Annotated in this window: 25 protein-coding genes; 13 read left to right on the top strand and 12 right to left on the bottom strand. The window is 53.0% G+C overall.

Annotation, left to right across the window (positions count from 1 at the left end; translation table 11 throughout):
- Positions 1-88 precede the first annotated feature (88 nt).
- The 3 genes from MRY16398_RS00330 to MRY16398_RS00320 are packed head-to-tail and all read left to right on the top strand — an operon-like array spanning position 89 to position 3,744.
- Entirely contained in the window at positions 89-1,276 is a 1,188-nt protein-coding gene (locus tag MRY16398_RS00330; RefSeq protein WP_039080080.1) for an ROK family transcriptional regulator, read from the top strand.
- A gap of 30 nt (positions 1,277-1,306) precedes the next feature.
- Positions 1,307-2,584 carry a hypothetical protein gene (locus tag MRY16398_RS00325; RefSeq protein ID WP_125123696.1) on the top strand — a complete coding sequence of 426 codons (1,278 nt, stop codon included), beginning with the start codon at positions 1,307-1,309 and terminating at the stop codon, positions 2,582-2,584.
- Positions 2,584-3,744 (top strand): MFS transporter, encoded by a 1,161-nt coding sequence (locus MRY16398_RS00320; RefSeq protein ID WP_108700423.1) that lies wholly within the window; start codon positions 2,584-2,586, stop codon positions 3,742-3,744. Before MRY16398_RS00325 ends, MRY16398_RS00320 begins: the two co-directional genes overlap by 1 nt.
- 99 nt (positions 3,745-3,843) lie before the next feature.
- On the opposite strand, the gene MRY16398_RS00315 is transcribed toward MRY16398_RS00320, so the two are convergent.
- The 5 genes from MRY16398_RS00315 to MRY16398_RS00295 all read right to left on the bottom strand — a co-directional run bounded on the left by MRY16398_RS00315 (position 3,844) and on the right by MRY16398_RS00295 (position 7,510).
- Positions 3,844-4,617, bottom strand: coding sequence for an amino acid ABC transporter substrate-binding protein (locus MRY16398_RS00315; protein ID WP_039080077.1), 774 nt, complete (start codon positions 4,615-4,617; stop codon positions 3,844-3,846).
- Positions 4,618-4,651: 34 nt separating this feature from the next.
- Positions 4,652-5,419 carry an amino acid ABC transporter ATP-binding protein gene (locus MRY16398_RS00310; protein ID WP_039080076.1) on the bottom strand — a complete coding sequence of 256 codons (768 nt, stop codon included), beginning with the start codon at positions 5,417-5,419 and terminating at the stop codon, positions 4,652-4,654.
- Positions 5,397-6,095, bottom strand: a complete 699-nt coding sequence (locus MRY16398_RS00305; protein WP_272879237.1) for an amino acid ABC transporter permease — start codon at positions 6,093-6,095, stop codon at positions 5,397-5,399. Before MRY16398_RS00305 ends, MRY16398_RS00310 begins: the two co-directional genes overlap by 23 nt.
- A 316-nt stretch (positions 6,096-6,411) precedes the next feature.
- Positions 6,412-6,642, bottom strand: a complete 231-nt coding sequence (vapB, locus tag MRY16398_RS00300; protein WP_125125614.1) for a type II toxin-antitoxin system VapB family antitoxin — start codon at positions 6,640-6,642, stop codon at positions 6,412-6,414.
- Between the two features lie 118 nt (positions 6,643-6,760).
- The gene (locus tag MRY16398_RS00295; RefSeq protein WP_125123695.1) at positions 6,761-7,510 is read right to left on the bottom strand and encodes an SDR family NAD(P)-dependent oxidoreductase; all 750 of its coding nucleotides are present in this window, start codon (positions 7,508-7,510) and stop codon (positions 6,761-6,763) included.
- A 117-nt stretch (positions 7,511-7,627) separates the two neighbouring features.
- Here MRY16398_RS00295 and MRY16398_RS00290 point away from each other — a divergent pair, with 117 nt between their 5' ends.
- Positions 7,628-8,527 (top strand): LysR family transcriptional regulator, encoded by a 900-nt coding sequence (locus MRY16398_RS00290; protein ID WP_039080073.1) that lies wholly within the window; start codon positions 7,628-7,630, stop codon positions 8,525-8,527.
- 74 nt (positions 8,528-8,601) lie between these two features.
- Here the strand turns inward: MRY16398_RS00290 and MRY16398_RS00285 are convergent, their stop codons facing one another.
- Positions 8,602-9,288, bottom strand: a complete 687-nt coding sequence (locus tag MRY16398_RS00285; protein WP_125123694.1) for a B3/B4 domain-containing protein — start codon at positions 9,286-9,288, stop codon at positions 8,602-8,604.
- Between the two features lie 44 nt (positions 9,289-9,332).
- On the opposite strand from MRY16398_RS00285, the gene MRY16398_RS00280 reads away from it, so the two are divergent.
- Entirely contained in the window at positions 9,333-9,935 is a 603-nt protein-coding gene (locus tag MRY16398_RS00280; protein WP_125123693.1) for a helix-turn-helix domain-containing protein, read from the top strand.
- Between the two features lie 202 nt (positions 9,936-10,137).
- Positions 10,138-10,533, top strand: coding sequence for a (R)-mandelonitrile lyase (locus MRY16398_RS00275; protein ID WP_071195109.1), 396 nt, complete (start codon positions 10,138-10,140; stop codon positions 10,531-10,533).
- On the opposite strand, the gene MRY16398_RS00270 is transcribed toward MRY16398_RS00275, so the two are convergent.
- The 3 genes from MRY16398_RS00270 to MRY16398_RS00260 form a co-directional block, all read right to left on the bottom strand.
- The gene (locus tag MRY16398_RS00270; protein WP_071195110.1) at positions 10,490-11,410 is read right to left on the bottom strand and encodes a WYL domain-containing protein; all 921 of its coding nucleotides are present in this window, start codon (positions 11,408-11,410) and stop codon (positions 10,490-10,492) included. The genes MRY16398_RS00275 and MRY16398_RS00270 overlap by 44 nt on opposite strands.
- A gap of 218 nt (positions 11,411-11,628) precedes the next feature.
- Positions 11,629-12,582, bottom strand: a complete 954-nt coding sequence (locus MRY16398_RS00265; protein WP_039080068.1) for an aldo/keto reductase — start codon at positions 12,580-12,582, stop codon at positions 11,629-11,631.
- 273 nt (positions 12,583-12,855) lie between these two features.
- Positions 12,856-13,791 (bottom strand): LysR family transcriptional regulator, encoded by a 936-nt coding sequence (locus MRY16398_RS00260; RefSeq protein WP_039080067.1) that lies wholly within the window; start codon positions 13,789-13,791, stop codon positions 12,856-12,858.
- A gap of 204 nt (positions 13,792-13,995) precedes the next feature.
- Here MRY16398_RS00260 and nfsB point away from each other — a divergent pair, with 204 nt between their 5' ends.
- On the top strand, positions 13,996-14,649 hold the full coding sequence (gene nfsB / locus MRY16398_RS00255; protein ID WP_125123692.1) for an oxygen-insensitive NAD(P)H nitroreductase: 654 nt from the start codon (positions 13,996-13,998) through the stop codon (positions 14,647-14,649).
- A gap of 350 nt (positions 14,650-14,999) precedes the next feature.
- Here nfsB and MRY16398_RS00250 read toward each other — a convergent pair.
- Positions 15,000-15,697 (bottom strand): IS1 family transposase gene (locus MRY16398_RS00250; protein ID WP_227157174.1). Its coding sequence is split into 2 segments (ribosomal slippage): positions 15,000-15,448 and positions 15,448-15,697, totalling 699 coding nucleotides; the frame shifts between segments, so codons are not numbered across the junction.
- Between the two features lie 49 nt (positions 15,698-15,746).
- Between MRY16398_RS00250 and MRY16398_RS00245 the strand changes: the two genes are divergently transcribed.
- Positions 15,747-16,238: an RNA 2'-phosphotransferase gene (locus MRY16398_RS00245; protein ID WP_125123691.1), complete on the top strand. Its 492-nt coding sequence runs from the start codon at positions 15,747-15,749 to the stop codon at positions 16,236-16,238.
- A gap of 119 nt (positions 16,239-16,357) precedes the next feature.
- On the opposite strand, the gene tnpA is transcribed toward MRY16398_RS00245, so the two are convergent.
- Positions 16,358-16,816 (bottom strand): IS200/IS605 family transposase, encoded by a 459-nt coding sequence (gene tnpA, locus MRY16398_RS00235; protein ID WP_038918153.1) that lies wholly within the window; start codon positions 16,814-16,816, stop codon positions 16,358-16,360.
- 178 nt (positions 16,817-16,994) lie between these two features.
- Complete coding sequence (locus tag MRY16398_RS00225) at positions 16,995-17,948, bottom strand: LacI family DNA-binding transcriptional regulator (RefSeq protein ID WP_039080064.1); 954 nt, start codon at positions 17,946-17,948, stop codon at positions 16,995-16,997.
- A gap of 294 nt (positions 17,949-18,242) precedes the next feature.
- On the opposite strand from MRY16398_RS00225, the gene MRY16398_RS00220 reads away from it, so the two are divergent.
- From MRY16398_RS00220 to MRY16398_RS00200, 5 genes are all read left to right on the top strand, one after another.
- Positions 18,243-18,557 carry a PTS sugar transporter subunit IIB gene (locus MRY16398_RS00220; RefSeq protein ID WP_071195117.1) on the top strand — a complete coding sequence of 105 codons (315 nt, stop codon included), beginning with the start codon at positions 18,243-18,245 and terminating at the stop codon, positions 18,555-18,557.
- Positions 18,558-18,568: 11 nt separating this feature from the next.
- Positions 18,569-19,897, top strand: coding sequence for a PTS sugar transporter subunit IIC (locus tag MRY16398_RS00215; RefSeq protein ID WP_039080062.1), 1,329 nt, complete (start codon positions 18,569-18,571; stop codon positions 19,895-19,897).
- 14 nt (positions 19,898-19,911) lie between these two features.
- On the top strand, positions 19,912-21,300 hold the full coding sequence (locus MRY16398_RS00210; protein WP_125123689.1) for a glycoside hydrolase family 1 protein: 1,389 nt from the start codon (positions 19,912-19,914) through the stop codon (positions 21,298-21,300).
- Positions 21,301-21,306: 6 nt separating this feature from the next.
- On the top strand, positions 21,307-21,609 hold the full coding sequence (locus MRY16398_RS00205) for a PTS lactose/cellobiose transporter subunit IIA (RefSeq protein ID WP_039080060.1): 303 nt from the start codon (positions 21,307-21,309) through the stop codon (positions 21,607-21,609).
- A 266-nt stretch (positions 21,610-21,875) separates the two neighbouring features.
- A complete protein-coding gene (locus MRY16398_RS00200; RefSeq protein WP_039080059.1) occupies positions 21,876-23,255 on the top strand; it encodes a carbohydrate porin in 1,380 nt (459 codons plus the stop codon).
- Positions 23,256-23,347: the final 92 nt, after the last annotated feature.

Raw genomic sequence — 23,347 nt, 5'->3', positions numbered from 1 at the left:
ATTCTTGGCAATAAATACGCAAAAAAGGACATCGAAGTCAGTTAATACTTACGATTAAGTATGGAAAGCAAACTAAAGGGTATTCATTATGACGCCTGTGGTTCCCAATACCTTACGCCAGATGAACGCAACGCTGGTGCTCAATATCATTCGTGAGCAGGGCCCATTATCACGCGCGCAAATCGCTAAAATCAGTGGACTGACCAAAGCGACCGTTTCAGAAATTATTAACGATTTACTGCTGGAGAAAATCATTTTTGAAGGCGGCGTCAGCGAACAAACCGGGCAGGGAAGAAAAGGCATTCTGATTAATTTTGATCCGCACGCCAGGCTGGGGATTGGCATCGATCTGGGCGGAACGAAAATTACCTTTTCGCTGTTTAATCTCGATGCCACGATTTTGTATGAAAAACGCGAAGCGACTTACCAGACCGGCGATCGTAATGCCTTTATTGACCTTTTATCCAACAGCATCGCCAGTTTTATCGTGGAAAGTGGCGTTGAACATCGCCGTATTGGCGTCATTGGTCTTGCGACGCCCGGCATTATCGATATCAGTAATGGCGTAGTACTGGAGGGCTCGCCCAATCTGCCTGACTGGTCCAGTCTTCCCCTGGCGGATGAGCTAACAAAGCGGCTTTCTCTGCCGGTCATCCTGGAGAATGACATTCGTGCCGCGCTGGTGGGCGAGATGTGGTGCGGAAAATGTCGCAACAGCAACAGCGCCGCGCTGATTGGCATCGGGACTGGCTTAGGATCAGCGCTGCTGATGGACGGTAAAATCATTCGTGGTGCCAATAACGCAGCGGGCGAGATTGGTTACATGATTTTTAACCGCGGCCAGCTCTATAAAAACTGGCGCAATAAGGGGTGCTTTGAAAGCTACTGCTCAGGCTCTGGTATCAGCGACAGGTTTAAAGAACTGACAAACCAGACGCTTTCGCTGGAAAAGATAATGTCATACGTACACAAGGGCGACCCACTGGCCTGCGCACTGCTCGATGAGATGGCCGATTATTTAGCCATGGGGATTATTAATCTCGTGGCGATGGCAAACCTGCAAAAAGTGGTGTTAACCGGCGGCGTCACCCACGTGGCGGACTATTTCTTACCCCGTGTGCAGGCCACTCTCGACAGACAGCTTTTCACCAATACCCACGTCACCGTGGAATTATCAGAATTACGCGAAAAAGCACCGCTTTATGGCATCGCCATTCTGGCGCTTTCCGCTATTTATCCCGCAATTCAATTTATGCCAGACGCACAAATTAATTAGTGCCAGTCACCTGACGACAAGGAGAACATAATGGCAGGAATCCATTTGCATCCGCACGATATTCTGGACGAAGGAATGGAGAACATTCTGCAACGCATAGACGGCATGCAGAACGTCGAACATTTATTTGTCGAATTAAATACCATTTTTGAACGTAATCCGTACCCCGTGGGCGTATTACCGCATAACCCGGTACACGAATCGGTAATGGGCAACGGCATGTTGCACGTCAATATTGATAATCCCAATACGCGTCTGCAGCAGAAAATAGATCCCGGCGTGCTGGCGGGCAACGACCCTTTGCGCCGGGTTCAACAGGCGACAGAAGGCACTCGCTATAAAGTGATTCCCTGGGTAAACATCCTGAACGGGGATTTTAGTGGTGATATCGCCAACAACCAGGTCGTTGATTATCGTGGCCGGGTCATCAAGTACTGGCTATGCCCCAATGCGCCGGATGTGGCCGATTACTGGCAAAAAACGTTCAGCCGCATCAAGAGCCTTTACGGTTACGACACCTTCCTGATTGACCGTATCCGCTTTCCTGACTGGGCCGGAAAAGAGGTCAATCCCGCCGGGCTTTTTACCTGTTTCTGCCCGCATTGCCAGCAGGCCATGAAAGCGCAGGATCTCGCGCCAGAGGTGGTCAAAGACGAGCTGGATAAAATCGCTGCCGCCCTTGCCGAAAGGGACTTCGCTTATCCCGTCGAGGCGTTTCGCGATAACCCCATCATTGCCCGTTGGGTTGCGTTTCGCCAACAAAGCGTTACCGGGCTGGTCGAACGTATCCTGAAAAACGCGAAAGAGAACATTGGCGATATCCATTTCTGGCTCGACCTGTGGCCACCGGCCTACAGTTGGATCCTCGGGCAGGATTATCGCGCGCTGACGCGTCTTTCCGGCACGCTGAAACACTTCCCTTACCACAAACTCGGGGGCGGTGCGGATGTACAGGGGCTGGTCAATTTCTTTGCCTGCGATGAAGCCGCGCATGAACCCGCTTTTGAGGCGTTTAAAAAGTTGTTCAACCTGCCTTACGCGCTCAGCTACGAGGACTTTAAAGCCTCCGGCTTCCCGATCAGTTTCGTCAAAGAGCAAAACGACCGGGTACGCCAGCTCTCGCAGAAAGGTACTTTTATTTTCAGCGGCATTCAGATGTGGAATCTGCCGCCAGAACAGTTGCTGGAAGCGGTACGCGCCGCAGAAGCCAGCGCCTGCGATGACCTGCTCTATTACTGCTACGGATGGGCAGATCAGGCGTTGTTTGACGCCATCGGAGAACATGAACTACGCAAGGAAGCTCAATAATGACGAATGCGCAAAAATGGAAAGTCTTTTTCCTGCTCTTTATGACCATGTTTTTGCTGGGCGGGATTCAGAACACTAAAGGGTTGATTCTTGAACAGGTACAGCACAGCATTGATCTCAATATGGGCCAGGTGGGGACGTTAATTACCCTGTTTCAGATTGGCTTTCTGATTTCCAGCCTGCTGACCGGCTACCTGACCGACAAAAAAGGTCTGAAAATCATGATGCTGGTCGGCTCGCTGCTGATGATTGTCGGCCTGATGGGCACCAGTCTTGCCTATACCGTGGCGCTGTTCTTTGGTTTCTATCTGGTGATTGGTCTGGGCATTGGCTCGATGATGGTCTCCATCGTGACCGTCATTCCGACCTTCTATAAAGACAAAGCCGGGATGATGTTCAATATTTCCAACGCCATGTTTGGCGTCGGGATGATTGTCACCCCGCTGATCCTGCATCAGTTGTTCGCCAACAGTGTCTCCTGGCGCGCCTTCTATGTTGGCATCGCCGTTATCGTCGCCGTGCTGGTGCTGGTTCTGAGCACGTTGAAGCTGGAGAGCAATGCCCAGTCCAGCATGAAGCTGAGCGACTTTATCGAGCTGCTGACCCAGAAACGCATCATGATCGTGATCGCCTTCCTGCTATTCTATGTGGCAGCCGAAGCGGCGTTCCTGAACTTCTTCCCGATCTTCTACGCCGCACTCGATATCGCAGACCTGGACGCCGCCGGTAAGGCTGCGAAAGCCGCTTATGTTATTTCCTCGTTTGCCGGGCTGTTTACCATTGGCCGCGTGATTGGCGGTTTTATCACCCTGAAACTGGGCGAGCGCCGGACGCTGATTTGGTTCTCGATTCTGTCGCTGGTTTCCATCATCGTCAGCCGCATGCTGGTAGTGGAGTTCGTCTACCTGTTCATGCTGTTCGGCTTTGCCATGTCCGTGCTGTTCCCGACGGCGGCAGCCATTGCCACGCGCCTTACCCGCAAAAGCGGTTCGGTGATGGGGCTGATTTATGTCGCCTCTGGCTTCGGCGGCGCGCTGGCCGGGTCGGTCATAGGCCAGGTCTCCGACAGTTACGGTATCTCGACGGGCTTTAACTTCATCATCGCTTTCGTCGCCGTGTTCTTTGTCCTTGCAATGCTAATAAAAGAAAAAGCGCAGTAAACGTTGTACTTTTGGCAGCAGTTTGCCCCTGGCTCTCCCGTGCAACTGCTGCCCTTTTTTAAAACCTACAGTGGCGCAATGACCGCTGCGGCTGACCGGTTATTTAGAGACATCGGTCCCGAAGTAGGTATTGGAAATCTTCTGGTAGGTCCCGTCAGCTTTAATGCCGTCCAGGGCTTTATTGATCGCCTGTTGCAGCTCCCCTTCATTCTTACGAATCAGGACACCCACCTGTTCTGCATCATTTTGCGACGCCACAATTTTCACCGGAGCATCCGGCTTGTGTTTCTTGAAGTCGAGGAATGAGAGGTTGTCGTTGATGGTGGCATCCGCACGCCCCTGGGCGACTAACGATACCGACTGGTCAAAGCCATCGGTCCCCACCACTTCCGCGCCGTATTTACGCGCCAGTTGCGCATAGTTACTGGTCAGCGTATGGGCAGATTTCTTGCCTTTGAGGTCATCGAAACTCTTGATCGCCGTGTTATTGCTATTAACAATCAGCACCGCTTTGGAGGAAATATAGGGTTCGGAGAAATCAAATTTCGCCTTACGCTCCGGGGTAATCGACACCTGATTGATGACCGCGTCGTAGCGTTTAGCGCCCAGCCCTGCAATCAGGCCATCCCATTTGCCTTCGACAAATTCCGCCTTCACGCCAACACGTTTAGCGATTTCTCGACCAATCTCCACATCAAACCCCACCAGTTTCCCGGAGGCATCATGGTAAGTGAACGGCGGGTAGGTGCCTTCAGTGCCGATTTTTAACACCCCGGCAGATTTGATAGTGGCCAGATCGTCTGCCGCGAAAGCAGCATGGGAAACGCTCAGTTGAATGGCGGTTGCCAGCAATGCAGTGACTAATACTTTCATCATTAGCTCCTTAAAGAGTTGCCGTGTTGTTGTTTTAAATTTCCCAGGAATCGGGAAGGGTGTCGGTCAGGGTGGAAATAAACAGTTGTGTTCGCGTCTTTTTCGCCTGGGTGAAGATGGCTTTCGAGGTGCCGCTCTCCACAATGTGCCCGGACTCCAGGAAGACAACCTGGTTGGCGATATTCGCCGCCAGCCGTAAATCATGTGTCGCCATCAACATGGTTGTCCCCTCCTGGGCGAGCTGGCGCAGGACGGCAACGACTTCCAGCGACAATTCAGGATCGAGCGCCGACGTCGGTTCATCGCAGAGCAAAACTTTCGGCGACGGAGCCAGCGCTCGGGCAATCGCCACGCGCTGCTGCTGGCCGCCAGAGAGCATGGCAGGCCAGGCGTCGCGTTTATGTAGCATGCCCACTTTAGTGAGTAACTCTTCCGCCCGCGCTTTGGCTTTGGCAACGGGCCATTTCTGCACCACCACCAGCCCACGCATGATGTTTTCCAGCGCGGTTAAGTGTGGGAATAACTGAAAGTTCTGGAAGACCATGCCGGTCTGCTGGCATATGCGCCGGATGTCTTTTTTCTTCGGTTTGGCGTGTCCGTTAAATGAAATATCTTCGCTGCCAATTTTCACCGTTCCGGCCTGCGGAATTTCCAGCAAATTGACACAGCGTAATAATGTACTTTTTCCACTACCGGAGGGACCAATTAATGCCGTAACGCTGCCCTCCGGAAGCGTAAGAGAAATATCGTGCAGTACTTTCTGCGAACCAAAACTTTTCTCAATTCCGGATAGCGTTATCATTATTATTTTCCTTAACCACGGTATTTCTTTCTAATCGGGTTTCCAGGTGCGACTGTAAATACGATAAGACGGAACTGATCAACAGATAGAGGAGCGCTGCTTCGCTATAAAGAATAAGCGGCTGGTAGGTGACGGCAGCAATACGTTGCGCGGCGAGAAACATCTCCGGAACCGTAATCACCGATGCAAGCGAAGTGTCTTTTACCAGCGAAATAAAGGTATTTGATAATGGCGGAACCGCCACGCGCGCCGCCTGTGGCAAAATGATGTGCCGCAGCGACTGGCTCCAGCTCATGCTGATGGAGTGTGCCGCTTCCCACTGGCCTTTTGGCACCGAGAGCAAGGTCGCCCGGATCACTTCCGAGGTATAGGCGCCAATATTCAGCGTAAAGCCAATCACCGCCGATGGAAACGCATCGAGCGTGATACCCGCATTCGGTAATGCATAGAAAATAAGGAACAGTTGCACCAGTAAGGGGGTGCCGCGAATAATCCAGACATAAAAGCGCACCAGGCTTTTCAGCGGCGCAGGTCCATATAAACGAATTAACGCCACAACGAACCCCAGAATTAATCCAAGGACGAAGGTAATCAATGTTAATGGAATAGTAAATGTCAGCCCGGCATACAGCATTGGCCAAAATGAATCTATTACTAACGATAACCAATCAGGCACACTTCACCTTCCCTGAAAATGATTATTTCAGTTGTTATAAATTAGATGACGCCGATATATTTTATAAGGCGAGTCTACCACGGGGTTATTGCGGATGTATCGAGATATACCAGGAATGGATAGTTACTTTTAACAATTGCTATTTATGGAAATGCTTTTGTGTTTTAGGCATAAAGGATTTATGCATCAACAATCCAGAGGGAGTCTATTTCTAAGACTCACCTCAGATATCATTGAATCGTCCAGTCAGACAAACGCATTCCAGGGACCCGCTCAAATTCGCGGGTATTGTTGGTATCCAGCATATATTTCAGCATTAAAAATCTTCCCTGTTTTGCTCCCCTGGCTGCTCTCGCGCCCCCATAAAGTCGGGACTCACGCTCTCGCCATCAAACCAACTATCCCAGGCTTCTCCAGCAGGAGTAATTATCCGTGTCCTGCCTAATGCCACAATCTCAACCTGTTTCACATCATCAAGCAGAGCAACCGCTTTAGGTAAACGTACGGCCTGGCTGCGATTACTTTTAAAGAGTGTCGTTTTTTCCATACGATCCTCTACTGGTGAAAATTTACACGATAAGCTCAAATAATGAACGGGATATGTCAATGGGATATACGTCATTGCCCCACACCTTTCCTTCCTGATGCGGGGCAACACTTATACATTAAATCTGCGCCAGGCCACCATCAACAAACAGCTCGATACCGTTGATGTAGCTCGCATCATCCGAGGCGAGGAACGTGATGGCGCTAGCAACCTCTGAAGGCTGGCCAATACGGCCTGATGGTACCTGTTCGGAGAGCCAGGATTTGGTGCCTTCCGCCTGCTCACCACCGCCAAACAGCTCATTCAGTCCGGCGGTATCGGTCAGGCCAGGGCTTACGGCATTGACGCGAATACGGCGCGGTTTAAGATCCAGAATCCAGCTACGGGCAAAGTTACGTACCGCCGCTTTGGTGGCCGAATAAACACTGAATGCCGGCGTACCTTTCACGCTGGTGGTCGAGGCCGTCAACACAATGGAGGCGCCATCTTTGAGCAGCGGTAGCGCTTTTTGCACGGAGAAAAGTACGCCTTTTACGTTGGTGTTAAAGGTCTGCTCGTAATGTTGTTCGGTAATTTCACCAAGAGGCGCAAAGTCGCCGCCGCCCGCATTCGCCACCAGCACATCAATCTGACCATGCTGTTGCTGAATCACATCATAGAGATGGTCGATATCGGCCAGTTGTCCCATATCGCCACGCACGCCGACCACGCTGCCGCTGATGGCCTGTACTGCATTGTCCAGTGCTTCCTGGCGACGCCCGGTGATGTAAACATGCGCCCCTTCTGCAGCGAAGGCTTTTGCTGTTGCCATGCCGATGCCGCTGGTACCGCCAGTCACTACCACCACTTTGTTGCTGTATCTGTTCATTTTAAGCTCCGGTTTATTCCGTTGGGTTAGTGATGATGAAGATACCAGTGGAACGATAGTGCAAAAAGATAGCAATTATGCTACATATCGTTCTATTAAAGGAACGATGAGGCGACAATGCGTACCGATCTGAATGACTATCGCTATTTTGCCGAGGTGGTGCGCCACGGGGGTTTTGCCGCCGCAGGCAGGGCACTACACGAACCAAAATCAAAACTCAGCCGCCGGATTGCCGAGCTGGAATCTCGCCTCGGCGTACGGCTGATTGAGCGAACCAGCCGCCGTTTTCGCGTCACCGAAGTGGGCGAGGCGTTTTATCAGCGCTGCCGGGCCATGTTGCAAGAGGCTGAGCAGGCAGAGGCGTTGATTATCAATGCCCATGCCGAGCCGCATGGCCTGGTGCGTTTTAGCTGCCCGACCGGGATGGTAGAGGTGGTTTCCGACACGCTGATGGCCTATATGCACCGCTACCCGAAGGTCCGGCTGCAAATCCTTGCTCTCGACAGGCCCGTGGATTTGATTAATGAGCGTATTGATGTGGCCCTGCGTGTGCGCACGCAGCTTAATAGCGATGCGGAACTCATCATGCGCACGCTGGGTACTTCGCACCGCATTCTGGTAGCCAGCCCTTCGCTGGCGCGGCGTGCGGGGGAGGATATCGCCACGCTGAATACCCTGCCCACGCTCAGCACTAACGATGGCGACGCCGAAGTGGAATGGCCGCTGGAAAACCGTGATAAACAAAGCATGATGTTTCGTCACGAGCCGATGATGAGTTGTAGTGATTTTGCGGCGGTGCGTACGGCGGCAAGTCAGGGGCTCGGCGTGGCGTTTTTGCCGGAGCACTTTTGCCATCGCGCACTAGAGAAGGGGGAGCTGGTGCAGGTATTCCCGCAGTGGCGCAGCGTGCCGGGGATAGTTCACCTGGTATTCACTACGCGCAAAGGGTTGCCGCCTGCGGTCAGGGCTCTGATTGACAGTCTCGCCGCCTATTTTGCGACGTTGACGAGGTTGTAGTGCTCATCCGGGGCATCCCCGGCGGCGCTGCGCTTGCCGGGGCTACGGGCGCACCGCATCCGGGATATTCCCTTTCACACCGTGAGCAGCGACGAACGGATAATGCTGCCAGGCATCATCTCCTGCAAACCGGCAGCCAGCTCATCGCCTGCGGCGTGCAAGGCATCAATCGGCATCTCCGGCAGGCTTTCCAGGATAAACCACATCTGGCTGTCGGTCGCACTCAGGCGGGTACGCACCCCCTGCCGCCAGTTCCAGCGGCGGCACGTCACTCCGAGATCGTCACGCCACACCACTTCACCGGGCTCCGGCGACTCTTCCGCCAGTTGCCCGTCTTTCATCATGTCAAAACGCTCTGTTCCTTCGGCGATAACCAGCCTCGGTGCGCCCACATACGCGGCAAGATTCTCGCCGCCCACCGGAATCGCATAGCGCAAACTGATGGCGTTATAGAGATCCACCACCGGATCAATCGCCGCCATCGAACCGTCACGCAACACCCGTTTTCGCAGCGCGTCGGCAGAACATGGCGTGCGTTTTGGCTTCGCACCGAAGCGTTTAAACACCTCGCTCCACGCATCCAGATGCGCCTGCGCCCAATCAGGGCCACCCGCCACCACCTCTGCACAAGCACGCGCCAGCGCCGCTTCTCCCACCTGAGGATGCCTTAACGGTGCGGCCTCCACCAGCATGCTAAGCGCACGAAACTGTGGTGCAATACGGGCGATACCGGTGTCGATTGACGGCTGAACAGAAAGCATCGGATAATCCTTTTAGTGACTAATTTATCCCATAGTAGTGACCGATGACCAAAAAAGTCAATATACCGACCGACTCAGGTGCCGACCTCCAGACCGTTAGCCAGGCCGTGGCGGTGCGAATTAAAGCGTTTCGCCAGCAACAAAAACTATCGCTGGACGAATTGTCCCGCCGGGCAGGTGTCAGCAAAGGCATGCTGGTCGAGATCGAAAAATGTCTGGCCAACCCCAGCATCGCGATGCTGTGTAAAATCGCCGCGGCGATGGGCGTTTCCGTGGCGGATATTGTCGATGTGGCCAGTAAACCCGCCGTCCACCTGATTGACGCCGGGGATATCCCGGTACTCTGGCACGGGGATAAAGGCGGTTCGGCCCGCTTACTGGCAGGCACCAGTGGGCCCGACATGCTGGAAATGTGGCGCTGGCATCTGTTTCCCGGCGAACGTTTTAGCTCACCGGGCCATCCGACTGGCACCTTTGAACTGCTGCATGTGGAGCAAGGCACATTGACAGTCACCGTCGATGAAACCGTCCTGGCCGTCACGCATGGCAGCTCCGCCGTGGCCCGGACCGATGCGCCCCATGCCTATGCCAACGACAGTGATGAAGAAGTGTGGTTTACCATGACGGTCAGTGAACGCCATTCATGAGTTAGTCTTTTAACCCCATTTTGCCGCCCGCAATCCGATTCCATCGCTCCGGCTCGCCGTTACTCTGTAGCCGCACAGCCGGGCTCCCCCCTGAGACACACATGAATGCCTCTCATAAGTCCTTTTCGATTTCCCCGACTAATCAATCCCGGCGGCACTGCGTAAACTTAATCCTGTGGTTTTTACCTTTCAGGAGAAGAAAATGAAAATTATCCGTAGTGGTTCTGTCCCTTCCGCACCCGGCCCGGAGGCCTATTTTACCGGCCGCGTGCGCCTTGACGCCCCGTTCCAGACCGATGCCCCGGCGCGCGTTGGCGGCGCGACTGTCACCTTTGAACCGGGTGCGCGCACGGCATGGCATACCCATCCGCTTGGTCAGACATTGATCGTCACCCACGGCAAAGGCTGGATCCAGTGTGAAGGGGAACCCATTGAGGAGATGAACCAGGGCGATATCGTCTGGATCCCGCAGGATGTGAAGCACTGGCATGGCGCAACGCCAGACAATGCGATGACCCATATCGCTATCGCCGAATCACAAAACGGCAGCCCGGTTACCTGGCTGGAACAGGTATCGGATGAACAATATCGTCGCTAGCTTCGGCGTAGCGCCGCTGTAAATCTTGCTTAAACGCGTCGCGCAGGGAAGCGGGCGAATGGATGCTGACATCCGGTAGCCAGTAGCGCAGCCAGCGAAACAGCGTGTGCGGGTCGCGAATGTCACATGAAATCGTCATGCCGCCATCGTCGTGCCGTTCCACCAGGCGTTGAGCAGGAAAAAGCGGGCGTCGGCTGACGAACTTCGCCGCATGAGCCGAAATCCGTAACTGCACCTCTGTCTTTTTACCAAAGCGAATGCCCGAGCCTGCTTCCAGCTCTTCCAGCACCAGTGGATCGGCCGTGAAGCGGTTTGCCCCTGGCGCAAACTGGGAAATCAGCGCCAGTTCGAAGGCCTTGAGCGTGCCCGCATCCACCGCCGCCAGATACCACAAACCATAATGGTTTATCAGGCGATACGGCTGAACGCAGCGGTTTTTCTCACGGTAGCGATACGTGACTTCCTGCCGGGCGGCAATAGCCTGATTGAGCTGGCCTATCAGGTCATCCATGGTGTAATTTTCCCGGCTACTGACGCCATGAAAAGCGATGTTATCCCGGTTTTTCATGCTGTTACGTAGCGACTGTCCGTCCCGACGAGGGAAAAGATGCGCAACGCCCGCGAAATCAGCAAATTCCGCCAGGTGCCCGGTATGGAGTGTCGGCAGCAGATGCGTGCTCAGGCGATAGCGGCCAGGCGAGACCTGATCCAGCAAGTGGGCAAGCCGCGCCAGGTCCCGGTACGCGGTGCGCGCCGTAATACCAAACTTTGTACATAACCATGCTTTATCGATGGTGTTTCCCTGATAAAGGACCGAGAAAATTTCGCACAGTCGCTCAATCAGCACATCGTGTTTCTTTGCGTGACTTTCCTTCATTGTTCCCTGTCCCGAACGACAAGTCAGAAGGTGCTTACGCGGCGGCAATCACCTGCCGGACTTGTACGGTAATACGTGGCGTTCATCAAAAGGGTTAACGGCAGGGGCGACAAAAACTCCAACCGAACGACGGGAAAAATTGTCTCAGGTCATGCAAAACTACAATTTTTAGGTGGGAAAAGCGTACCGGATGGCGCATAACCATCCGGTTTTGTGCCTTACTGACCGGCGTTATTCAGCGCCGCGATATCCTCACTGGAAAGGGCCAGCGACACCGCCGTCACGAAGCTCTCCACATGGGCGATTTTTGTGGCGCTGGCGATAGGCGCAGTCACACCAGGCTGAGCGATAAGCCAGGCTAGCGCTACCTCAGCGGGTTTCACATTATGTTTCGCCGCCACCTTGTCCACCGCATCCAGAATGGCAAAGCCACGTGCATTCAGGTACTTGTTGATGCCCTGCCCGCGCTGACTCTGGCTGAGATCGTTTTCGCTGCGGTATTTGCCCGACAGAAAACCCGACGCCAGGCTGTAGTAGGTCACCACACCGATATTTTCCCGAACCGTTAACTCCTGCAGTTTTCCTTCAAAACTGTCACGGTCATACAGGTTATATTCCGGTTGCAGTACCTGATAGCGCGGCAAGCCGTTGTCATCCGCCACCTTCAGAGAAGCCTGTAACTGTTCCGCATTGAGGTTTGACGCCCCGACCGCACGGATTTTCCCGGCTTTAAGCAGCTTTTGGTATGCTCCCAGGGTTTCGTCATACGGCGTTTCGCTGTCCGGCCAGTGGGAGAAATACAAGTCGATGTAGTCGGTTTGCAGACGGCGCAATGAGTCCTCGACCGCCTGTTCAATCCAGCGTGCGGAAAGGCCTTTTTTGCCAGGTGCGCCCAAATCAGCGCCGACTTTCGTAAAAAGAGTCACTTTTTCACGCACGCCAGGATGGGCGGCAAACCACTTACCAATGATGGTTTCCGATTCGCCGCCTTTGTTACCCGGCGCCCACGCAGAGTAAACGTCCGCGGTGTCGATTGCCGTGAAGCCTCGCTCCAGCAACGCGTCCAGCAAACTAAAACTCTGCTTCTCATCCACGGTCCAGCCAAATACGTTACCGCCAAAAACCAGCCGGGGGATCTGTAAACCCGTGGTACCTAATGAACGTAAAGCCATTCGTACATACCTTTTAGATGACGGACTGAACCCGGCACTCCTCGCGTCGCCAGCCCGGACAACATTAGGCGCTGATATACGCCTTTTCGCCGCATTCCTCACTGAACGCGATCCCTGATTTTTTGTATGGCTTCAACAATAGTCGCCTATCACCACATCAGGGGTTAGCAAAACGTGGCTTTTTGAAAGCTGAATATTGTCTGACGATAGACGCACAGGGCATACCCCACCACGCAGGGCCGACGGAGTGTGTGCAAATGCAGGATGAGCAAATCAGGGCTGTGGGTGAAACGCCGGGTGGGTATGCAGTAACGCAGTAATCGCGCGCAGAGGCTCGCGTAACACGCTGTGCAACTGGCGAATCGCCGGGGAGAATTGCTTGCGGTGCGGGCAAATCAGGTTGAGGGGCGCTGCTTCGCCAGGGTGCTGCGGTAAGAGTACTTCCAGCCTGCCCGCCTGAACATCCGCGCTGATATCAATCCACGATTTGTAGATGATGCCCATCCCTTCCAGCGCCCAGCGGCGGGCAACATCCGCATCGTCGCATAGCATGCGGCTTTTAACGATAAGCTGGCGGCGCATACCGTCTTCGGGAAAGCTCCATTTGTCATAGACGTGGCTGTTCATGGTAAACAGCAGGCAGTGATGATTGACGATGTCGTCCAGGATTTGCGGTCTGCCGTGTTGTTGCAGATAAGCCGGTGAGGCGGCCAGTACGCGGCGGTTATCTTCTGCCAGCGGTAGTGCGACATAGCTACTGTTATCCAGCACGCCATAGCGAATCGCAATGTCCACCGGGTCGCGAAAGACATCGCTTATTTCATCGGAGAGCGACAGACGCAGCGAGATTTTGGGGTACTGCTGGCAAAACCGGGTGATAAGCGGCAAGAGCACGTTGCGGCCAATATCAGACGGCACGGCCACACGCAGTTCGCCCTGAATGTCGTTGTCACTGCTGTGCAGACTTTCCGCCCCCGCATGCACCACGGCCAACATCTCCTGAGCGAAGGGCAGATATTTTTCGCCCTCTGTGGTCAACCGCAGACTGCGGGTCGAGCGCGCAAACAGGCGCTTGTCGAGGTCGCGCTCCAGACGGTGCACGGCGGCGCTGACCTGCCCCGGCAACAGCCCCGCCTCTCGCGCCGCACTGGAGAAACTGCCCAGCGCAGCAGAGCGAACAAATAAGGTGACATCTTCAAGGCGAATCATGCTTTCTCCTGCCGGGCTTACGGTCAGCCCTCTTTTTGCCAGAAAAAACCACAGGCGCAAAGCGCCATGACATTATTTTCACTCCCGGAGGGAAAGTGCTGCACAGCGGAGATGATTTATCTCGTCACTGTTTGTGTTTATTCTCGACCACCAGACGGGGCGGCAAGTCCCGTATTTATTTCATTTTCCTGCCGGAGAAAGACGATGACTTTAGATGATGCTGTGCTTGCCCGCCATACCGTTAAAGCCTTTGAAGGGGGTAAGACGCTGCCACAGGAGCAGATTGAGACGCTGCTTAATGTACTACAAAACAGCCCCTCTTCGGTGAACTCTCAGCCGTGGCATTTTGTGGTGGCATCGACGACCGAAGGCCGCGCCGCGATTGCAAAATCCACCACCGGCGCTTTCATTTACAACGAACCTAAAGTGCTGAATGCCTCGCACGTTATTGCACTTTGCATGCGTACAGATCTGGATGATCAGCATCTGCAAAATGTGCTGGCGCAGGAGAGCGCAGATGGCCGTTTCGTCGCCGAAGGCGCACAGGCAGGCCAGGATAAGGGCCGTCGCTCTTATGTGGATATGCACCGCTATGAATCCCGTGATATTCCGCAGTGGATGGAGAAACAGGTTTATCTGGCGCTGGGCGGCCTGCTGCTGGGCGCGGCGATGTTAGGTATCGACGCAACGCCGATGGAAGGTTTTGATCAACGTGCGCTGGACCTCTCGCTGGGTCTGCGTGAAAAAGGGTTGACCAGCGTGGTGCTGGTGTCGCTCGGTTACCGCAGCGAAAGTGATTTCAACGCCGCATTGCCGAAATCCCGCCTGCCGCGTGAAGAGATTTTTACCTTTATTTGATGGTGAATGCTGTACGCGTGCAGTTTGCGGCATTTCCCCCTCACTCTAACCCTCTCCCGCAAGGGAGAGGGGACCGTACTGCGTGCGCGATGCATACGGGACACTCCCCGGCGGCGCCTGGCATTTTACAGCCAAACATCATAACTGCAGATATTTGAGCCTTATCACATTCCCCACGATTTCTTTCATTCCGAATTTGTTCAAATTACGTTACCAATTCCGGTTTATTTTGTTAACAATTGACCTGTTTTTGCGATTTAATTGATCATAACCATGCTTTATGCATGGGTTTGTTATTCTCACCTCGATTATTCTAATTTTTTATACAATCTTCGGGTAATGACTCCAACTTACTGATAGTGTTTTATGTTCAGATAATGCCCGATAACCTTGTCATGCAGCTCCACCGATTTTGAGAACGACAGTGACTTCCGTCCCAGCCTTGCCAGATGTTGTCTCAGATTCAGGTTATGTCGCTCAATGCGCTGAGTGTAACGCTTGCTGATAACGTGCAGCTTTCCCTTCAGGCGGGGTTCATACAGCGGCCAGCCATCCGTCATCCATACCACGACCTCAAAGGCCGACAGCAGGCTCAGAAGACGCTCCAGTGTGGCCAGAGTGCGTTCACCGAAGACGTGCGCCACAACCGTCCTCCGTATCCTGTCATACGCGTAAAACAGCCAGCGCTGACGTGATTTAGCACCGACGTAGCCCCACTGTTCGTCCATTTCAGCGCAGACAATCACATCACTGCCCGGTTGTATGCGCGAGGTTACCGACTGCGGCCTGAGTTTTTTAAGTGTCGTAAAATCGTGTTGAGGCCAACGCCCATAATGCGTGCACTGGCGCGACATCCGACGCCATTCATGGCCATATCAATGATTTTCTGGTGCGTACCGGGCTGAGAGGCGGTGTAAGTGAACTGTAGTTGCCATGTTTTACGGCAATGAGAGCAGAGATAGCGCTGATGTCCGGCAGTGCTTTTGCCGTTACGCACCACGCCTTCAGTAGCTGAGCAGGAGGGACAACTGATGGAGATGGAAGCCACGGGAGCACCTCAAAAACACCATCATACACTAAATCAGTAAGTTGGCACCATTACCCCTGAAGCCATTGGTCTGGAACTGGATAGCGAAGGGTGGGCGAACATTGATGCACTGATCGCAGGCGCGGCAGGCCAGGGGCAATCACTGGACAAACAACTCATTGAGGCCGTCGTGGACGGCAGTGATAAAAAGCGCTTCGCCCTCTCCGAAGACGGGCTGCGTATTCGTGCCGTTCAGGGGCACTCGACGGCGAAAGTCGATATCGCCTTTACTGAAAAAAAACCACCGGACATCTTGTACCACGGCACCGCCAGCCGTTTTCTTTCCGCCATTCTTGCAGAAGGATTAACCGCACAGTCGCGACAATATGTTCATCTCTCCGCCGATCGGGAGGTGGCCATCCAGGTCGGACAGCGTTACGGTACGCCGGTGGTGCTGGAAATTAACGCATTAGCCATGTTTGAACAGGGTTATCCGTTCTATCAGGCGGAGAATGGCGTCTGGCTGACCCGGCAGGTTGCGGTGGAATTTATCAGCCCGTGATCCCGGCGTAAATAAATATCCTCCGGCATAGCCGGAGGTTTTTCAGATGCGCCTGTAAGGCTCTGTTACCAGCCGCGCCCTAACAGGCGCATACGATCTGACATTTGCATCAAACTTCCTTACTTACGGCCCGTAAACGGGCTGCCCGGATAAGGGATCGACAACTGCTCACCCATTTTATCCTCCTCAAGCTGGTGCTTTATGTATTCCTGTATCTTCGCTGTGTTCTTCCCTACCGTATCCACGTAGTATCCCCGACACCAGAACTCCCTGTTCCTGTATTTGAATTTCAGATCTCCGAACTGCTCATAAAGCATCAGACTGCTTTTCCCTTTCAGATATCCCATAAAGCCGGATACGCTCATTTTGGGCGGGATTTCCACAAGCATATGGATATGATCTGCACAGCATTCAGCTTCCAGGATCCGTACGTTTTTCCACTCACACAGCTTTCTTAAAATGCTGCCTATCGCCAGACGTTTCTCTCCGTAGAACGCCTGTCTTCGGTATTTCGGCGCAAAAACTATGTGATATTTACAGTTCCAGCGGGTGTGCGCTAAGCTCTTTTCGTCCCCCATCGGGACCCCCTTTTGATTTCTTGTTGAACTTTTGCAGTTGCCAGACCGCAAGCTGTTTTAACAAATCAAAAGGGGTTTTAATAACTGGCTTAAAGCTGAAAGCTTTCCGGAACCCCCAGCCTAGCTGGGGGTTTTCTATAGACAAAAAAAGCCTCCGGGCGGAGGCTCTCTTTAAACGTTAACGCTTGATCATCTCAGGAATAATTAAATCCCCGCGCACCACACAAGAGCCCAGCGCGCTTTGGGTTTTTTCGTTGAGCCACGCGACAATCCGCGCCGCCATCGAGTCTATGGAGTACTCAATCGCCGGGATTTTTGGAACCCCCGGCAGATGCAGTGACCCCGCCAGGCTAAAGACCATGATGTCGCCCGGTACGGATTTATTGAACGCCTGCAACTGCGGGATCACCCGCTGTGCTTCCTGCTCATCGGCAACCAAAAGGGCGTTGAAATTCAAGGTAGTAGCATTGTTGAGCAATACCTGCAGCGCCACAGATGACGAGGTGTCATCCATAAAGACCAGATTGCGATTAAACGGCAGGAAGTTGTTTTCCAGCGCATGCTTATAACCGAGCAGTACCTGGTCCGCCGGGCCGCTGGTATCGGGGTGGATGAGGGCAATCTGGCGTCTTCCCTGGCTTATCAGGAAATTACAGGCCGTTTCCGCCGCGAACGCGTGGTCGAACTGAATACTGTTTGGCGTTTCTGACTCCGCACAATCCACCAGAATGACATTCTCGTCGTTGATATTCAGCGGGAAACGGGCGCCGATAATCAACACATCGTCGCACAACCCACAGGTAAGTTCTTCCAGCGCGCTCAGCACCCCCGCTTTGCTGTTGGCAAAGCGCAGCAGCAAATGTTTCTGACTTTGGCTGAGGTGTTTTTCCAACGCGTAAAGATATGCGGTGGTCTGGTTGATATTGTCCTGGGCGCAAATCACACCGATGCAGCCTGTCGACTGGCTGAGTAAGGACTGTGCGATAACATTGGGCCGATAATTCAGCTCATCGACCGCTTTCAGTACTGCAAGGCGGCTGGCTTCCTTAACGCCGCGCGAACCACTCAACACCCGTGAGACTGTGGCTTTGGACACCCCAGCTAAACGTGATACATCGTTGATTGTAGACATCTTTCTCCCCTGACAGACGACTAATTTACGCCTGAAAATACCAAGTACAGCAATGGTTCATAATATAACCATTCGCAGTATATCCTTTTCTTTTTTTCATGGAAACCGATTTTCCATTTGGACTCTATTGCTATCAGAATCCATCCAAATTCCGTGACCTGAATCCAGAAAAAAGCGCTTATATCATTGAGACTTTGATACCCATCACACTTCTTTTGCGACGAGATGGAAACCGGTTTCCGTATGATATCCAATCATCCCCGCAATAACTTTTTACATTCGAGGAAGGTCAAGATGTTCAGGATTATGTTGTGTTGCTCCGCCGGTATGTCTACCAGCCTGTTAGTCAGGAAAATGGTTGAAGAGGCGCAGCAACGGAATTTGCCGGTCGAGATCGATGCGTACGGTGTGGCTGAATTTGATATGCAGTTTCCACGATACCAGGTCGTGCTTCTCGGACCGCAAGTGAAATATATGTTAAATACGCTGTCAGAAAAGGCCGCCGCCGCCGGTATCCCCGTGCAGCCCATCAATCCGATGGACTACGGGATGCAGCGTGGCGATAAAGTACTGGACTATGCACTGTCGCTGATTGAAGCGGCGCACTAAAAGGTGAACCCATGAGTTCGTTATATCAGTCTATGATTGGCGTCATTGAGCAGTCCATTACCCCGCTTGCGGGCAAACTCGGACAGCAGAAATACGTTATCGCTATCCGCGATGGCTTTACCGCCGCGCTGCCGTTCATGATCATCGGCTCGTTTATGCTGGTGTTTATTTTCCCGCCGTTCTCCCCGGAAACGACCAACGGTTTTGCCCGCGCCTGGCTGGATTTTTCTACCGAATATCGCGCACAGCTAATGTTGCCTTTCAACCTGAGCATGGGGGTCATGACCTTCTTCATTTCTGTCGGTATCGGCGCGAGCCTGGGCCGTCAGTTTAATCTTGACCCGGTGATGACCGGCCTGCTGGCGTTTATGGCGTTCCTGCTGGTAGCGGCCCCCTATCATGAAGGACAGATTTCCACTCAGTACCTCTCCGGCCAGGGGATCTTCACCGCACTGCTGACGTCGATTTACTCCGCTCGCGTTTATGCCTGGCTCAAGCAACACAACATCACTATTCGCCTGCCGAAAGAGGTGCCGACTGGTGTTGCCCGCTCGTTTGAAATCCTGATCCCGGTTCTGGTGATTATCGGTACGCTGCATCCGCTGAACCTGTTTATTGAAGCGCAAACCGGCATGATCCTGCCGCAGGCGATTATGCACCTGCTGGAACCGCTGGTCTCCGCATCAGACTCACTGCCGGCCATTCTGCTCTCTGTGCTGCTGTGCCAGATCTTCTGGTTTGCCGGTATCCACGGTTCGCTTATCGTCACCGGCATCATGAACCCCTTCTGGATGGCAAACCTCTCCGCCAACCAGGCTGCTCTGGCCGCAGGCGCTGCATTGCCGCACGTTTACCTGCAAGGTTTCTGGGACCACTACCTGCTGATCGGCGGCGTGGGTTCAACCTTACCGCTGGCCTTTTTGCTGCTGCGTAGCCGCGTTGCGCACCTGCGGACTATCGGCAAAATGGGTGTTGTGCCAAGCTTCTTCAACATCAATGAACCGATTCTGTTCGGCGCGCCGATCATCATGAACCCGATGCTGTTTATCCCGTTCGTCTGTGTCCCTCTGGTAAACGCCATTCTGGCGTATGCGGCAACCCGCATGGGCTTACTGGCGCAGGTCGTCTCACTGACGCCATGGACAACACCGGCACCGATTGGCGCATCCTGGGCTGCCAACTGGGCATTCAGTCCGGTGGTGATGTGCGTGATTTGTATGGTGATGTCCGCACTGATGTACCTGCCGTTCCTGCGCGCTTACGAACGTTCATTGATGAAGACCGAAGAGCAAAAAGCGCAGAACAGCGCACCGATGGCGGAAACCGTCGGCAGTAACTGAACAAGGAGAGAAAAATGAAATATGCATTTCCCGAAAACTTTTGGTGGGGCAGCGCCAGTTCCGCGCAACAAACCGAAGGGGAAAGCTTACAGGGCGGGAAGAGCGCCACAACATGGGATGCCTGGTACGCCAGCCAACCCTGGCGCTTTCATCAGCAGGTGGGCCCGCAGGATACGTCCACCTTTTACCAGCACTGGCGCGAAGACATCGCCCTGTTAAAACAACTGAACCACAACAGTTTTCGTACCTCAATAAGCTGGAGCCGACTGATTCCTGACGGTACCGGTGAGGTGAATACCCAGGCCGTTGCGTTTTACAGCACCATGCTTAACGAACTGGTGGAACAGGGCATCGAACCGTTTATCACTCTGTTCCACTTCGACATGCCAATGGTGATGCAGGAGAAAGGCGGCTGGGAAAATCGCGAAGTGGTTGAGGCATTCACCCGCTACGCGCAGATCTGTTTCGACCTGTTTGGTCATCAGGTGAAGCACTGGTTTACCTTCAACGAACCCATTGTGCCGGTTGAAGGGGGTTATCTGTATGACTTCCATTACCCGAACGTGGTGGATTTCAAACGGGCAGCCACAGTGGCATACAACACGGTACTGGCTCATGCCAGCGCGGTACGGGCGTTTCGCGCCGGGCGTCACCCTGGTGAGATCGGCATTGTGCTCAACCTGACGCCGTCGTATCCGCGTTCACAGCACCCGGCGGATGTAAAAGCTTCGCACCATGCGGATCTGCTGTTTAACCGCAGCTTCCTCGATCCGGTACTGCGGGGTGAATACCCGGCGGACCTGGTGGCTTTGCTGAAAGAGTATGATCAGCTACCTGAGTGCCATCTGGGCGATAAGGAGCTGATTGCCGACGGGAAAATAGACTTACTGGGCATTAACTATTACCAGCCGCGGCGGGTGAAATGCCGGGACAGCGCCGTTAACCCAGAGTCACCGTTTATGCCGGAATGGCTATTTGATTATTACGAGATGCCGGGGCGAAAAATGAACCCTTATCGCGGCTGGGAAATTTATGAGCCGGGTATTTACGATATTTTGGTTAATCTTCGTGATAATTATGGCAACCCACGCTGCTTTATTTCTGAAAATGGAATGGGTGTCGAGAATGAACAGCGCTTTATTGAAAACGGGCAAATAAACGATCAGTACCGGATTGCATTTATTGCCGATCACCTTAAATGGCTGCATAAAGGAATTAGCGAAGGCTGTAATTGCCTTGGTTATCATATGTGGACCTTTATTGATAACTGGTCATGGTGTAACGCGTATAAAAATCGCTACGGTTTTGTTCGGCTCGATTTAGAAACCCAGAAACGTACCGTTAAGAAAAGCGGAGAATGGTTTGCCGCCACCGCGAAGAATAATGGTTTTGATGAAGAGTAAATAAATATGGTCGCATTAGAAGAAGCGGTAATGGAAATTATCGTTAACGCGGGTCAGTCACGCAGTCTGTGCTTTGAAGCATTGCGTGCCGCAAGAGCGGGCAATTTTGAGGAAGCCCAAACACTGCTGCGTGAAGCCGATGGTTATTCACGTCAGGCCCATCAAATGCAAACCAAATTAATTGAACAGGATGCCGGCGAAGCCCGGCAACCCATGACATTAATTATGGTACATGCCCAGGATCATTTAATGACGTCGTTACTGGCGCGTGAATTATCAGAGGAGATTATTCAGCTTTATCAGCGTTAAAAGCTCATTGTTTATGGAAGATATAACTCTGTACCTGAATTATAAAATATAAATCAGCTTGTTTTGATACTGGCATGTTGTTCTGTCAAATCAGGACAGGATGGTTATTGTTTAAAAACAACCAACGAGACCCTAAATAATTCGAGTTTCAGGAATACGGCAGGCGAAAGAATCCCGATGAGCTTACTGATGTAAGTGATTCGGGTGAATGCGCGTAGCTAATGCCCATGCAACTTGAAATATAAAGGGTATAAATTGAGATAACTATGAAATTAAACAATAAACTTCCAGTGGCACTGGCGGTTGCGGCTGCGCTTTGCTCTGGTTCGGTGATAGCACAAGAATTTACGCAAGAACAAATCGACGCCATCGTGGCAAAAGCGGTGGATAAAGCATTAGCCGAGCGGCAGGCAAAAATGGATGCCGCCATTGATAAAAAAGCGGATGTCATTACCGAGCCGCAAAGCACTGCGCAAACGCCTGACTTAGCTATTCCTTATGGCGTGAAATTTAGCGGTTACGCCCGTTATGGCGCCCATTACCAGAGCGGCGATCAGAAATATGTTGGCGTAGACGGTTCATATAACGGCTCGTCTGCGATTGGCCGTCTGGGTAACGAAGGTAACGGTGGCGAGTTCCAGCTTTCCAAAGCGTTTAAGAGTTCGCATGGAGCAATCTGGGACGTCAACGTGATGTTCGATCACTGGGGCGACGAAGTTAACCTGAAAAAAGCCTACGCCGGTGTGACCAACCTGCTGGAATCCAACCCGAACGCCTATTTCTGGGCAGGTCGTGACTTCCACCAGCGTCCACAACAGGGCATCAACGACTACTTCTGGATGAACCACGATGGCCAGGGTGCCGGGGTGAAAAACTTCGATATCGGTGGCGTACAGTTTGACGTGGCCACTGTAGCTGCCGTGCAGTCCTGTAACCCGGAAGTGGAAGACAACGGGGATAACCCGTCACGCATTACCTGTACCGGCGGCTCCGGCACCGGCGACAAAGGCAATTACGCCGTCACCTCAAAAATCCACGGCATGAAAGTCGGCCCGCTGGATTTGGAAGTTTACGCAAACTATGGTTTTGACTCGAAGGCCGTTGAAAGCGACGCCCGCCTGAAAGCCTGGCAGGGTGGCGTGGTGTTAAGCCACACCAATGACAGCGGTGTGAACAAAGTTATCGCCCGTTATTCTGATAACGCAGATAACAGCGTTTATAACAAAACGGATGATTTAAAGACTATTTATGCCAGCTTCGAAGGGCTGCACAAGTTTAGTCGCCAGATGCAGGTGGAATATCTCCTCGCCTTCCACGATTACGACAACAGCGCAGACAAGTCTGACAACCGTAAGAACTACAACGCCATTGTGCGCCCGATGTACTGGTGGAACGACGTTCATTCCACCTGGCTTGAGCTGGGCTGGCAGAAAGTGGCTTACGACAAAGGCGGTGATAACAACGGCTGGAAAGCGACCCTGTCGCAGAATATCTCCATCGATATGGGCCCAGAGTTCCGTCCGATGCTGCGCTTCTACGTGACCGGTGGCGAAGTTGACAACAAGCGTACCGCGCGTGTTAACGGTACGGATGACACCACGCTGGACTCCTTCAACGTCGGTGCAATGTGGGAAGCCTGGTTCTAATGTAAATCCACGGGCGGCAGGGATGCTGCCTCCGGTTATCCATCACGCCTGTGTTATGATGCAAAATTCATCAATAAGAATGCAGCATGGCA

It is taken from the genome of Phytobacter sp. MRY16-398, from assembly GCF_003925915.1.
Lineage (GTDB): Bacteria > Pseudomonadota > Gammaproteobacteria > Enterobacterales > Enterobacteriaceae > Phytobacter > Phytobacter diazotrophicus.
The sequence above is the reverse complement of the archived record's forward strand: the minus strand, read 5'-3'. Positions and strand labels throughout refer to the sequence as shown.